General features: G+C 62.5%; 12 protein-coding genes, 1 tRNA gene and 1 pseudogene. 6 read left to right on the top strand and 8 right to left on the bottom strand.

Going from position 1 to position 12,158, the window contains the following annotated elements; translation table 11 throughout:
• Positions 1-13 precede the first annotated feature (13 nt).
• A complete protein-coding gene (proB, locus tag NKH99_RS13740; RefSeq protein WP_352834000.1) occupies positions 14-1,168 on the bottom strand; it encodes a glutamate 5-kinase in 1,155 nt (384 codons plus the stop codon).
• 2 nt (positions 1,169-1,170) lie between these two features.
• Positions 1,171-2,202 carry a GTPase ObgE gene (gene obgE, locus NKH99_RS13735; RefSeq protein ID WP_353014399.1) on the bottom strand — a complete coding sequence of 344 codons (1,032 nt, stop codon included), beginning with the start codon at positions 2,200-2,202 and terminating at the stop codon, positions 1,171-1,173.
• 172 nt (positions 2,203-2,374) lie between these two features.
• Here obgE and NKH99_RS13730 point away from each other — a divergent pair, with 172 nt between their 5' ends.
• Positions 2,375-3,244 (top strand): endonuclease/exonuclease/phosphatase family protein, encoded by an 870-nt coding sequence (locus tag NKH99_RS13730; RefSeq protein WP_352918547.1) that lies wholly within the window; start codon positions 2,375-2,377, stop codon positions 3,242-3,244.
• A 10-nt stretch (positions 3,245-3,254) separates the two neighbouring features.
• On the opposite strand, the gene NKH99_RS13725 is transcribed toward NKH99_RS13730, so the two are convergent.
• The 3 genes from NKH99_RS13725 to NKH99_RS13715 all read right to left on the bottom strand — a co-directional run bounded on the left by NKH99_RS13725 (position 3,255) and on the right by NKH99_RS13715 (position 5,037).
• A complete protein-coding gene (locus tag NKH99_RS13725) occupies positions 3,255-3,842 on the bottom strand; it encodes a GNAT family N-acetyltransferase (protein ID WP_352471260.1) in 588 nt (195 codons plus the stop codon).
• Between the two features lie 119 nt (positions 3,843-3,961).
• Entirely contained in the window at positions 3,962-4,231 is a 270-nt protein-coding gene (gene rpmA / locus NKH99_RS13720; protein ID WP_023678077.1) for a 50S ribosomal protein L27, read from the bottom strand.
• Between the two features lie 98 nt (positions 4,232-4,329).
• Positions 4,330-5,037 (bottom strand): 50S ribosomal protein L21, encoded by a 708-nt coding sequence (locus NKH99_RS13715; RefSeq protein ID WP_352471261.1) that lies wholly within the window; start codon positions 5,035-5,037, stop codon positions 4,330-4,332.
• Positions 5,038-5,374: 337 nt separating this feature from the next.
• Here NKH99_RS13715 and NKH99_RS13710 point away from each other — a divergent pair.
• A tRNA-Ser gene (locus NKH99_RS13710) sits at positions 5,375-5,464 on the top strand.
• A 44-nt stretch (positions 5,465-5,508) separates the two neighbouring features.
• Here the strand turns inward: NKH99_RS13710 and NKH99_RS13705 are convergent.
• Positions 5,509-6,716, bottom strand: a pseudogene (locus tag NKH99_RS13705) (helix-turn-helix domain-containing protein).
• A gap of 491 nt (positions 6,717-7,207) precedes the next feature.
• Here NKH99_RS13705 and NKH99_RS13700 point away from each other — a divergent pair.
• Both NKH99_RS13700 and NKH99_RS13695 read left to right on the top strand, forming a co-directional pair.
• Positions 7,208-7,846, top strand: a complete 639-nt coding sequence (locus tag NKH99_RS13700) for a DUF1326 domain-containing protein (RefSeq protein WP_352772084.1) — start codon at positions 7,208-7,210, stop codon at positions 7,844-7,846.
• A 61-nt stretch (positions 7,847-7,907) separates the two neighbouring features.
• Entirely contained in the window at positions 7,908-8,705 is a 798-nt protein-coding gene (locus tag NKH99_RS13695) for a DUF2182 domain-containing protein (RefSeq protein ID WP_353014398.1), read from the top strand.
• A gap of 132 nt (positions 8,706-8,837) precedes the next feature.
• Here the strand turns inward: NKH99_RS13695 and NKH99_RS13690 are convergent, their stop codons facing one another.
• Complete coding sequence (locus NKH99_RS13690; protein WP_352772087.1) at positions 8,838-9,413, bottom strand: DUF308 domain-containing protein; 576 nt, start codon at positions 9,411-9,413, stop codon at positions 8,838-8,840.
• A 77-nt stretch (positions 9,414-9,490) separates the two neighbouring features.
• Entirely contained in the window at positions 9,491-10,087 is a 597-nt protein-coding gene (locus NKH99_RS13685) for a TetR/AcrR family transcriptional regulator (RefSeq protein WP_352772088.1), read from the bottom strand.
• A gap of 723 nt (positions 10,088-10,810) precedes the next feature.
• On the opposite strand from NKH99_RS13685, the gene NKH99_RS13680 reads away from it, so the two are divergent.
• Both NKH99_RS13680 and NKH99_RS13675 read left to right on the top strand, forming a co-directional pair.
• Entirely contained in the window at positions 10,811-11,728 is a 918-nt protein-coding gene (locus NKH99_RS13680; RefSeq protein WP_353014397.1) for an alpha/beta fold hydrolase, read from the top strand.
• Between the two features lie 210 nt (positions 11,729-11,938).
• Entirely contained in the window at positions 11,939-12,157 is a 219-nt protein-coding gene (locus NKH99_RS13675) for a hypothetical protein (RefSeq protein ID WP_352450887.1), read from the top strand.
• The last annotated feature ends 1 nt before the right edge of the window (position 12,158 follow it).

Below are 12,158 nucleotides of genomic sequence, written 5' to 3'. Positions count from 1 at the left end.
GGCTCATCCTCCGCTATGTAACCTGGTCACCGACTACTTGCTCGCCACCGGCATGGCTCACCACAAGGTCGTCGCGGTGGATCATCGCCGAACGCGCCTCGTAGCCGAGCACCGTTTCGATCTCGGTCGTCTTCAGGCCAGCGATCCTTACGGCATCGGCGGCATCATAGGCAACCAGCCCGCGCGCGATCTCGCGGCCCTCGGGCGACAGGATCGCCACCGTGTCGCCACGCGCAAAATTGCCGCTGACCAGTTTGACGCCGGCCGGCAGCAGCGACTTGCCCGAGAGCAGCGCGCCGATGGCGCCGGCATCGACGGTCAGCCGGCCGGCCGGTTCGAGCTGCCCGGCGATCCAGGTCTTGTAGCCCTTGACCGGATTGGCGCTCGGCCGGAAGAAGGTGGCGCGCTCGCCGCGCTCGATTGCCAGCAACGGCGACAGCCGCGTGCCTGATGTGATGATCATGGCGGTGCCGGCGGCGGTCGCGATCTTGCCGGCGTCGAGCTTGGTGCGCATGCCGCCGCGCGACAATTCCGAAGCAGCGGCACCCGCCATCGCCTCGATGTCAGGGGTGATGCGGTCGACGACCGGAATGAACCGGGCTTGCGGGTCGCGCGCCGGCGGCGCCGTGTAGAGCCCGTCAATGTCGGAAAGCAGCACCAAAAGATCGGCGCCCATCATGGTGGCGACGCGCGCCGCCAGGCGGTCGTTGTCGCCATAGCGGATTTCGGAGGTGGCCACCGTATCGTTCTCGTTGATGACCGGCACCGCCTTCATTTTGAGCAGTGTCGAGATCGTCGCCCGTGCGTTGAGATAGCGGCGACGCTCTTCGGTGTCGCCGAGCGTCAGCAGGATCTGGCCCGATTTCAAGCCATTCTTGCCGAGCGCATCCGACCAGGCGCCGGCCAATGCGATCTGCCCGACGGCGGCCGCCGCCTGGCTCTCCTCGAGCTTCAGCGCCCGCTTGCCGAGACCGAGGATGGTGCGGCCGAGTGCAATCGCACCCGAAGACACGACGAGAATTTCGGCGCCGCCACTGGCCAGCATGGCGATGTCGTCGGCAAGCGAGGCCAGCCAGTCGCGCTTCAGGCCCGTCGTGCGGTCGACAAGCAGCGCCGAGCCGATCTTGACGGCAATGCGCCGATAATTTTTCAGCGATTGCGCGGCCATGGCTATGTGTTCCAGCGCGTCTCGACCGGCGCAGCGACCGCCTCGCGTGCATCGGCCACCACAGCGATCAGCGCGCGCAACACCGCCTCGACGCCTTCGCCGGTGACCGCCGAAAGCAGCATCGGCGCGCGGCCGGCGGCACGTTTCAGCGAGGCGGTCTTTTTCTTGCGTGCGTCGGCATCGAGTATGTCGACCTGGGAAAGCGCGATGATTTCGACCTTGTCGGTCAGCCCATTGCCGTAGGCTTCGAGCTCGGCACGCACGGTCTTGTAGGCATTGGCCGGATTTTCTTCCTGCGCCGAGACAAGATGCAGAAGGACACGCGTGCGCTCGACATGGCCAAGGAAGCGGTCGCCGATGCCGACACCTTCATGCGCGCCTTCGATCAGGCCGGGGATATCGGCAATAACGAATTCGCGCCCGTCGATGCGGGCCACGCCAAGGCCCGGATGCAGCGTGGTGAAGGGATAGTCGGCGATCTTCGGCTTGGCCGCGGTGACCGCCGCCAGGAAGGTCGACTTGCCGGCGTTGGGCAGCCCGACAAGGCCGGCATCGGCGATCAGCTTCAGCCTGAGCCAGATGTTGAGCTCTTCGCCCGGCAGTCCGGGATTGGCGCGGCGCGGCGCCTGGTTGGTCGAGGTCTTGAAGTGCTGGTTGCCGAAGCCGCCATTGCCGCCCTTGGCCAAAAGAAAGCGCTGGCCGACGACCGTGAGATCGCAGATCAGCGTCTCATTGTCCTCGGCAAAGACCTGCGTTCCGGCCGGCACTTTCAGCGTCACGTCGGCACCCTTGGCGCCAGTCATGTTGCGGCCCATGCCGTGCGTGCCGGTCTTGGCCTTGAAATGCTGCTGATAGCGATAGTCGATCAGCGTATTCAGCCCATCGACCGCCTCGACCCAGACATCGCCGCCGCGGCCACCGTCGCCGCCGTCGGGGCCGCCGAACTCGATGAACTTTTCGCGCCGGAACGACACCGAACCGGCGCCGCCGTCGCCGGAGCGGATGTAGACCTTGGCTTGATCGAGAAATTTCATCGGATTGTATGGTTTCTGCTATTGGCTTTGCGGGATTGCTCTAAACCAAGGCGGGTCGAAGGGCGAGGGCCGTTTTTGCTACTGTAACGTCGCGCGTAGCTCTGGACGCGTACCATTTGGTTGACCCTTGCCGAAAAATCGATCCTCGGCTTTCCAAGCGCGAGATGTCGGAATGAAGCTGGTAACTTACAATATCCATTACGGCGTCGGCCTCGACGCCCGCTATGATATCGGCCGTATCGCCGATGCCGTGCGCGGCGCCGACGTGATCGCGCTGCAGGAGGTCACCCGCGCTAACCCGAAGAATGGCGGCCGCGACATGGTGGCCGACCTCGGCGAGGCGCTGCCCGACTATTTTGCCGTCTACGGCAGCAATTTCGAAGCCGACGCTGGCTCGCGCCTGGAGAACGGCCGCGCCATCACGACCACCTTCCAGCTCGGCAACATGGTGCTGTCGAGGACGCCGATCCATCTGTCGCGCAATCTCCTTTTGCCGCGCAGCCGCAGTGTCGAGGCGATGAACTTCCAGCGCGGCGCGCTGGAGGCGCTGGTCGAAACGCCGCTTGGTCCGATCCGCTTCTATTCCACCCATCTCGACCATCGCAGCCCGGTTGAACGCCTGAGCCAGATCCGCTTTCTGCGCCAGCGTCTGTTGAAATACCCGCTCGAGGGCGGCGGGCTCTCCGGCGTCGCCGAGATCGGCTTGCCGGAGCTGCCTTCTCCCGAAGCCTTCGTCGTCATGGGCGACTTCAACATGCTGGCCGGATCGCCGGAACATGTCGAACTCGCCGGCCAGCCTGACCACGAATTCGGCATGCCGGTGACCGCCGACCTCGCCATCGATGCCGCCGCACGCCTCGGCGCTGCCGGCGCCGATCTCGTCACCTGGGTCGACCCCAAGCAGCCGGGCGATACCAGCCGCTACAAGCGCATCGACTACATCTTCACCAGCGCCTCGCTTGCCAAATCGCTGAGGCGCCTGTGGGTCGACCGGCAAGCGGCCGGTTCGGATCACTTGCCGGTCTGGCTCGAGATGACGTGAGCCGCATCCATCAAAAATGCACCCAGTTCCGCAGGCTGGTCCAGGTCTTGCGATCGAGGCGGTAGCGTTCGACCGGCACCTGACCGGCAACGATCGAATTCAGCATGCCCTGGCCGGCATACTGGAAGCCGCATTTGTGGATGACCCGGCGCGAGGCCGGATTGATAACCCGCGTCGAGGCGTGCAGCACCTGGATCGTGGTTCTCTGGAAGGCAAGGTCGACCAGTGCGTGCGCTGCTTCCGTCGCGTAGCCGCGCTTCCAGTACGGCTCGCCGATCCAGTAGCCAAGCTCCAGCCCGCGATCCGTGGTGTTGAGCCCGGCACAGCCGACGAAGGTCTCGGTGCCGGCCAGCGTCAACGCATAGGCGATTCCGGCCCGGCGCGATGCCGTCATGGCCAGGAAAGCGCGTGCCTCCGCCTCGCCATAGGGATGCGGCATGCGAGCCAGCATTTCCGCGACATGGCGGTTGTCGGCGAGCGCCACCAATTGCTCGATGTCGCTTTCACGCGGGGCACGCATGACCAGCCGCTCGGTCGCGAGCACCGGGCAATCTATCGTGTAACTTTCGTCGTCTGTCGCTTCCGCTTCGGCAACCATATCAAAGTCCTCCAGGCACAAGAAAAAGGGGAGATGGAAACCCATCTCCCCTGATCCATTTCCTGGCTTGGCCAGACACCGGTCCCGAGATGGGTGCCGGTGTTCTCGTGCGGAACCGGCTACTCCGCTGCCTTCGTCATCGGGTTCACCGATACGTAGGTTCGGCCATTGGCTTTTTTGTTGAAGGTGACTGCGCCAGCTTCGAGCGCAAACAGCGTGTGGTCCGTGCCAATGCCGACATTGGTGCCGGGATGCCACGTCGTGCCACGCTGACGAATGATGATGTTGCCCGGAATCACGGCTTCGCCGCCGAACTTCTTCACGCCGAGCCGCTTGGAATGGGAGTCGCGACCATTGCGCGACGATCCGCCAGCTTTCTTGTGTGCCATCTAACTACTCCGATGCGCCGCGAGGCGCCTAAACGATCTTATGAACGCGTTCGCGTTCCGTTTCAAGTCCGATCCGGCGACGATTGCGTCGGTTCGTTCTACTTCTTCGCCAATTCCTTGGCCTGCTCACGCCAGTCCTTGATCTGGTCGGCGCTGAACGGCATGTGCTCGTCGATCTTGGCGACGTCCTTGTCGGACAGCTTGGCGATCTGGGCAAAGGTGGTGATGCCCTGTTCGTTGAGCTGGCCGGCGGCGACCGGGCCGATGCCCTTGATCACGGTCAGGTCGTCCGGCTCGCCCTTCGGCGCCTTGAACAACGGTGCGGCGGCTTCGGCAGCCTTGTCCTCGGTCGTCTCGGCCTTGGCTTCCTTCTTCGGCGCAGCCTCTGCCTTCGCTGCTGCCTTCGGCGCGGCTTCAGCCTTCGCCTCGGTCTTGGCTGCAACTTCAGCCTTCGCTTCGGTCTTGGCGGCGGCCTTCTTCGCCGGCTTGGCGCCACCCAGCAGGATTTCAGCAATCCTGACGGTGGTCAAAAGCTGGCGATGGCCGATCTTGCGGCGCGAATTCTGCCGGCGGCGCTTCTTGAAGGCGATGACGGTGCGGTTCTTGCCCTGCTCGACGACTTCGGCGGTGACCATCGCACCATCCACGAACGGTGCGCCGAACGTGACGTTTTCGCCCTCGCCATGCGCGAGCACACTACCGATCTCGACGATGTCGCCGACATTGGCTTCGAGTTTTTCGATCTTCAGGAGATCGTTGGCGGCAACGCGATACTGCTTGCCGCCCGTTTTGATGACTGCGAACATTTTTTGCCTTTCGCTGTTCGGTCGGCCTTGATGAACCGCCACAGGCGGTTCGGCCGTCTTTTTGTCAGTCTGCGGGTTCAAAAAACAAGCGGCGCGGAAGATCCCTCCACGCCGATTGCGCGCTGTCCCTAACCGAAGGTTCGGCTTGAGTCAAGGCAAGCGCCGCGGGCAAGCTGCGAATGGGTTGAGCCCAGACCTTGCAAATATCGAGCAGTGACCACCGGAGCCTCGAAGAAGCACGGACAGAAGCTGCGGCGCCGGGGCAGATTGGCCCTTGTAACCTGCCTGTCCAGCCGTTATCTAGTGCGCCGCGCCGGCAACGGCGGACCATGACCGCGGAGAGGTGGCAGAGTGGTCGAATGCACCGCACTCGAAATGCGGCATGGGTGCAAGCCCATCGGGGGTTCGAATCCCTCCCTCTCCGCCAGTGATCCTATTGTCCAACCCGGAGACATGGGTAACAGATTGTACTTAAGACATGGGTGACAACCTCGTGCCGAACGGGTTGTCGATGGTCTGCAAGGTCCTCTGTTCCAAGTCGATATACCCGAGATCGTAATGCATGAAGCTGACGAGCCAAATGCCGTCGTCGATCTCCTTGATTCCCAGCCTCTGACCGGCGAGCACGGTCGAGACGTTGATCTTCTTCCTGTGCATGCAGATGCGGCCGCAAGCGGTAACCAGGATGTCGCGGTCGTGGAAGGGGTATTCCAGTTCCGGCAGGCCGTATAGGCTCTTGAGGACGGCGTGTAGAGCTCGGCCGGGGTGCGCATGGCGAGCGCCTCGTGTGGCCTTTCCTCGTTGAATTCGCTGATGAAAGCGTCGAACCTCGCCTGCTGCTGGAGAATGTTCATGCCGGGCGGCCTGGTCGTCTCTTTCTTTAAGGGTCGTCTCTTTCTTTAAGGTCAGATGCATGCGCTCGTGGCGGCCGTTCTGTTGCGGGTTGCCCGGCTGGATGCGCTCGATGACGATGCCGAGCCTGAGCCAGAACACCGACAGGCGCGAGAGATTGTAGAGGCCGTTAGGCGAAGCGAAAGGGAGCCCGTTGTCGGAGCGGATGGCGGCGGGCAGGCCGCGCTCCCTGAACAGCCGCACGAAGGCCTCGATGACCGGCGTCTCCTTTGTCGATTCAAGCGCTTCGCAGGCGAGCACATAGCGCGAGATCTGGTCGGTGACCGTCAGGGGGTAACAGTAGCTACCGTTGCCGAGCCTGAACTCCCCCTTGAAGTCGGTGCACCACAGATCGTTAGGGGCGGCGGCTTGCGACAATGGCGTGCCCACGGCCTTGCTCGCCCGGTTCCTCTTGCGGGCCTGGCTCACAAGGCCGTGACGGTCGAGCACGGCATGCACGGTGCTTTTGGCCGGGATACGCACATCACCGGCGAGCTTCCTGACCAGCAACTCCCTGATCTTGCGAGCGCCCCAATGCGGCTTCTCGCGCTTGGTCTCGACGATCAGCCGCTCGATCTGCTCGGGCAACTGGTTGGCGTACCTCACCGGCCGCCGCGAGCGGTCGCAAAGCGCCTCCAGCCCTTCCTCCCTATACGGTTGAAGATCTTGTAGCCAGTCTTGCGCGAAATCCCGAAATCCCGGCACACATCGCTCATGCCTTCTCCCGCGAGAAGGCGGGCAACGAAACGTAGACGTTCCTCCATCACCGAACACTCTCTCCACGGCATCAACACCTCCGGCCAAAAGCCAAAAGTGTTACCCATGTGTCCGGTACAAAACGTCACCTATGTCTCAGGCCGCGCACTAATTTTTTGATGCTGCCTGCCGAACTCAGCCATAAATGCTTGTGAAGTCGCGGAGCTCAATTGCAGCCCGGCGTTAGCATTGGCCCGCTACGTCGTTGTGACCAGGCAACCGAGCGGTGTTGCGGAAGGTTGTCAGTTTCGCAGTGTGGGTCAAGCGTCAGTCGGATCGTAAGTGTATTTGGTGATCGACCCGTCGCGAAGCTATCCACGACCTCATCGATCACATGGAACGGAGCAAGAAACCACTTCGCACTGGATGGCGGCTGGGTTCTGTTGCGAGCAGTTGCTGATCAAGACGCGGTGACTTGTTCTGCGGCGGCAAGGGCCACCAAAATCAGCGAGCGATGCACTAACTGCTGGAGCGCGCCCCGCCTTCGAGGTGTAAATAGCGCTATATTCCGGGAGGAAGAGCCATGAATGCAGTGCCTCAATGGCGGCTCGCAGGCGACTGGTTCGACATCTGCAGCTGCGACATCCCTTGCCCTTGCGAATTCGCACAGCGGCCGACCGGCAATCACTGCCAGGGCGTGCTCGCCTGGCATGTGCGCGAGGGTCGGTATGGCGACGTGAAGCTCGACGGCCTGTCGCTGGTGGCGCTCGGCGAGTTTGAAGGCAATCTATGGGCCGGCGAGGCAAAAGCCGTGATGGGCATGTACCTCGACGAGAAGGCGAACGAGCGGCAACGTGAAGCCCTTCAGGCGATCTTCGGCGGGCAGGCTGGCGGCTGGCCGGCGGGCTTTGCCGCCAACATCGGCGAGATGCGTGGCATGGAGTTCGTGCCGATCACTTTCGAGGTGGCGGGCGACCTCGCCACCTGGCGGGTCGAGATTCCTGGCCTCGTCGTCGGGCATGCGGAAGCACTTTCAGGTCCCACAACACCACCCGGCAAGCGGGTGCAGACGATCAACCCGCCGGGCTCGGAGGTCGGCCCGGGCCAGGTTGCCACCTGGGGGCGTTCGGTCGAGGTGAGCACCAAAGGCTTCGGGCTCGACTGGACGGGCACGACCCGCTCCAGCAAACACATTCCGTTCGACTGGACCGGCCCGAACTAGGGACGTGCCGATGCCTGACGCGTCCCCCGGGAAATCGTGGCGGCTCCGGAATTTGCGTGGCATGCCGCTCGGCCTTCTCGCATCGCTCGTGGTGCTGACAGCGGCGGCATGGGCGCTGACCCTCAGCATGGATATACCAATGGGCATTGCGGTGCGCGGCGGGATGGAGGGTATGGAAGGCATGGCCGGCGTGGCGACGGCCGGAATTGCCGCCGACGGCTGGTCACTCGCCGGCGCCGCCGCCTTTCTTGCTGCATGGACGGTGATGATGGCTGCAATGATGCTGCCGGCGGCCGCGCCCATGATCTTTATGTTCGCAGCGGCGCAGGCCAGGCGCGAACAGCACGTCGCCATCCCGGCCTGGATATTCGTCGCGGGCTACATGCTCGTCTGGGCGGCGGCGGGCCTTCTTGTGTATGTCCTGGTCCAGCTCGCAAGCGAGTTTGCGACGAGCCTCGATCCGCCTCAGCGTTCGAAATGGGCGCCGCTCGCGCTCGGTACAACGCTTGGCGTCGCCGGCCTCTACCAATTCACGACCCTCAAGCACATTTGCCTCAGCCATTGCCGTTCGCCGCTCGCTTTCATTGCGCAGCATTGGCGCGACGGGCGGGTTGGCGCAGTCGAGATGGGGCTGCGGCACGGACTCTATTGCCTTGGCTGCTGCTGGGCTCTGTTTGCCGTGCTGGTCGCGGTGGGCATCATGAGCGTCGCCTGGATGCTGCTGTTGACGCTGGTCGTCTTCGTCGAGAAGCTGCTGCAGCGCGGCCGCCCCTTCGAAGTTGCTGTGGGCATTGCGCTGATGGCCCTCGGGGTCGCTGTATCGTTCGGCGCGATCGAGATGCCCTGGATGAGCGGCTAACCCTCAGCCGGGTGGTGAAATTCCAAACACGTCGGTCTCATTTTCAGTCCTTAGGGGTAAGGGTGGGTCGTTCTGTTTGACGAACGATGCCAGCAGCTGACAGTCGGAGCGGTGCTGGCTCAAGATGGCACGCTATGCAGCCTTCCGCCGCAATTGGCTCACGCTCAGCCACACCGCCGAAACCAGGAAGTAGAGGGCGCCTACTGCGGCATAGCCGGCCACGTTGGAGATCGATGGCGGCATCGGCATCCGCGCCTGCGCGATGAAAAACGTGCCTGCCAGTGCTGATTGCCCTCCGCTCAGGATCATCGCCCACTGCGCACCAGAGTTCTTCCAACGGCGGACGGCGGTGCCGAGTTGAAGCAGGCCGGACAGGATCGCCCATAGGCCGAACACGCCCAGCACCCAGTTCATGCTCATCTTCTGCGCAACAACGACCGCGAACGTTGTCGCCACACTGACCACGACGTTGATGGCCTGGGTGCGATTCTGTCCCAATCCTCCGCTGCGCGATGCGTCGACAAAATTGGCCAGGGCATCCCATGCAGGATAAGCCACGAGCAAAACCGCCGCGACCACCCCGGAATGCTGCCCCACCGTAAAGGCAGCCGCCACCCAGACAGCCGAGAACGCCGTCCGAGCGAAGTAATAGAGCTTGAGCCATTGTTCCTGGCTGGCGCGGAAAAGATTGTTACTGTAAGCCGTCATTGGATAAACCTTTCGACTAGTAGGTAGGGTCTCTCGACGGACGTCGCGGAGTGATCGCTAGTATGGTTAGTTGAGATCTAGGCTGGTATCCGGGGGGAAGCGCGGAGCCGCTCCAGGAGCGGGCCGGTCACGACGGCGAATGCCTTCGGATCGCCATAGGCCCGTGCTGAAAGCATCGCGCCATGAACGGTCGCCATGAACGCTTCAGCCTCGGCACGAGGGGTACTCATCAGTCGAAATTGGCCGTGCCGCGCACCGCGCTCCATCACGGATGTCAGCCAAGCCGACAACGAGCGGAAATGCGCCCGGACCTCAAGGCTAACTTCCTCGGGCAGCACGGGGAGCTCGCTTGCCAACAGCGCGCAGATACAAAACGGGGCGCTGGCGTTCGCGATGCAGGCTTCCCAATACCCGGCATAGGTCCGCAACTGTTCGAGCGGATCGGATTCGTGAAGTTCGACATTTGCCATCCCCGCTTCAGTTTCTTCGCGATACCGCGCAACCAGCGTCCGAACCAGATCGACCTTGCTTGGGAAATGGTGATGGATGCTCGCCTTACGGATCCCGACCACTTCAGCAATGTCGGCATAACTGAAACCGTTGTAGCCGCCAGCGACGATCAGCGAACGCGCACAAGCCAGGATGTCGTCAGAGGTGGTAGACAAGTTGCTCATGCTTTTACCTACCTTCTGGTAGGATGGCAGTCAAGCCTCCTTGCACCGCGAGTAGCGTGAATTGCGTGGCTATGGCGTAGACCTCATTCGATCTTCATTGTTTTCGGCCCGCCATCAATTCAAAAAGCTCCGGGTGTTTGTCGATCGAGGTAGCCATCCCACTTCGAGGACGAGGCAACACCCTCCGGCCGACCGGACCACCGCTAATAGCCGTGCGGCACTAGGCGTCTGCACCGACTGCGCTATCTCCCCATCGTTAGCTTGTTCTATCGCTGGTTGAAGACTGGGAGGTTTCCATGGATCGGCGACTATTTTTGACAGGAATGTTTGGCATTGCCGGGGCCGCGGCCCTTGCAAGCACGGTTCGGCCAATCAATGCGGTGGCCGGCGTTCCAACTGCCAGAAGGGGCATTCTCGATGAACTCGAGGCGCCGGATGTCGAGACCTTCGACGACGACGAAACTCAAGCAGAGTTGCAACCAGTCTATCATCGCCGGTGGCACATGCCGCGCCGGCGCCGCCGGCGCGCCTGGAGAAGGGTCTGTCGCGTTTACTGGCGAAACGGCTATCGGCGCAGGCGGTGCTTCCGCAGGCGCGTCTGGGTCTGGTTTCGATTCTAGCAACTGGCCGGCTTGAACCCTGGCCATCGCGGCCGGGGTTTTCGCCCCAGGCGGCCGTTAGCGCCCTTACGGAGCTTTCCTAAGAGCGCGGAGGAGGCTGACGGTGTTTGCAGGTTTCAGAGCCACCAGCCTACGACTGGACGATACGACGATTTTCGCAAGGGTCGGAGGCACCGGTCCGCCGCTGCTGCTTCTTCACGGTTTTCCAGAAACGCATCTGATGTGGAGGGATATCGCCGCAGCCTTGGCGCCCCGCTTCACGGTGGTCGCCGCCGACCTTCGAGGCTATGGGCAAAGCGGATGTCCGGTTTCCTCTGCCGATCATAGCCCATACGCCAAACGCGCCATGGCCGGCGACATGGTTCAGGCCATGAAGCAAATGGGGTTTGAGCGGTTCATGGTTGCCGGGCATGATCGTGGCGGGCGGGTTGCCTATCGCCTGGCGCTGGACCATCCCGACAACGTGCTCAAAATCGCCGTCCTCGACATCATCCCCACCGCCGCAACATGGGATCGGGCGGATGCCAGACTGGCGCTTGGCTTCTGGCCCTGGAGCCTTCTTGCCCAGCCGGAGCCCCTGCCGGAGCGTCTGATCGGCGCGGCTCCCGATGCTGTCGTCGACGATGCAATAACGCAGTGGGGATCGTCGGCGAAAATGGTCTCCAAAGAGGTCAGGGACGCCTATGTTGATGCGCTTCGCGATCCCGCGCATATTCATGCCATCTGCGAAGAGTATCGCGCCGCTGCGACGATCGATCGTGAACATGACGCGTTGGACCACGCAAACGGTCGTCGCATCGACTGTCCGCTACTGGCGCTATGGAGTGGCGAAGGCGCCCTGGAGAACTGGTATGCGCAAGAAGGCGGGCCGCTGGCCATCTGGAGGAAATGGGCCGACAGAGTGGCAGGACGCGCTGTCCAAGGCGGGCACTTTTTCCCGGAAGAGCACCCCGACAAGACGGCAGCGGCTCTCTCGGAATTCTTTGAAGACAAACAGGTCGGTCAGCACAGAGTATTGTAGAGGTCACATGCTTCAGTTACGCGGAACCTCGCGAGTGCTTCGCGGCCTGAGATCGAGAACCCTCCGAAAATCCGCCCGTCCGGCATCAATGTGCTTGATAAGGGAATGAAGGCGATCTCCACGGCCACGCCTCTGATATGCAGCCTCATGTTTGTCGGAAGTTGCGCATCGCCTTTGCCGGCATCCTTTGACGCTGCGAAATACGACAAGATGAGTTGCGTCGAGCTCAACGTGGCGATCGGCGCTGTCGCCGACGAAATGTCGGCGACAGCCATCGCTCGTGGCAAAGTCGTCCACACCAACATTCCGGGCTGGCTGTTGGGAGGGCAGCGTGTCGCCTCGACCGTAGCTGCCCGCCAAAGCGCGAAGATCGAGCGCTTGCGGCAGCAGGAGGCTGCGATTGCAGCGGCGAGACGAAGCCGGTGCTGAT

Origin of the sequence: Mesorhizobium sp. M0854, assembly GCF_040319815.1 — a bacterium.
Classification (GTDB): domain Bacteria; phylum Pseudomonadota; class Alphaproteobacteria; order Rhizobiales; family Rhizobiaceae; genus Mesorhizobium.
The sequence above is the reverse complement of the archived record's forward strand: the minus strand, read 5'-3'. Positions and strand labels throughout refer to the sequence as shown.

What these genes read in the sequence shown, in the direction of transcription:
- NKH99_RS13715 (WP_352471261.1), bottom strand. Translation starts at nt 5,037, where the DNA reads ATGTTCGCAGTCATCAAAACGGGCGGCAAGCAGTATCGCGTTGCCGCC.
- NKH99_RS13700 (WP_352772084.1), top strand. Translation starts at nt 7,208, where the DNA reads ATGAATGCAGTGCCTCAATGGCGGCTCGCAGGCGACTGGTTCGACATC.
- rpmA (WP_023678077.1), bottom strand. Translation starts at nt 4,231, where the DNA reads ATGGCACACAAGAAAGCTGGCGGATCGTCGCGCAATGGTCGCGACTCC.
- obgE (WP_353014399.1), bottom strand. Translation starts at nt 2,202, where the DNA reads ATGAAATTTCTCGATCAAGCCAAGGTCTACATCCGCTCCGGCGACGGC.
- proB (WP_352834000.1), bottom strand. Translation starts at nt 1,168, where the DNA reads ATGGCCGCGCAATCGCTGAAAAATTATCGGCGCATTGCCGTCAAGATC.
- NKH99_RS13730 (WP_352918547.1), top strand. Translation starts at nt 2,375, where the DNA reads ATGAAGCTGGTAACTTACAATATCCATTACGGCGTCGGCCTCGACGCC.
- NKH99_RS13685 (WP_352772088.1), bottom strand. Translation starts at nt 10,087, where the DNA reads ATGAGCAACTTGTCTACCACCTCTGACGACATCCTGGCTTGTGCGCGT.
- NKH99_RS13695 (WP_353014398.1), top strand. Translation starts at nt 7,908, where the DNA reads ATGCCGCTCGGCCTTCTCGCATCGCTCGTGGTGCTGACAGCGGCGGCA.
- NKH99_RS13675 (WP_352450887.1), top strand. Translation starts at nt 11,939, where the DNA reads ATGAGTTGCGTCGAGCTCAACGTGGCGATCGGCGCTGTCGCCGACGAA.
- NKH99_RS13725 (WP_352471260.1), bottom strand. Translation starts at nt 3,842, where the DNA reads ATGGTTGCCGAAGCGGAAGCGACAGACGACGAAAGTTACACGATAGAT.
- NKH99_RS13690 (WP_352772087.1), bottom strand. Translation starts at nt 9,413, where the DNA reads ATGACGGCTTACAGTAACAATCTTTTCCGCGCCAGCCAGGAACAATGG.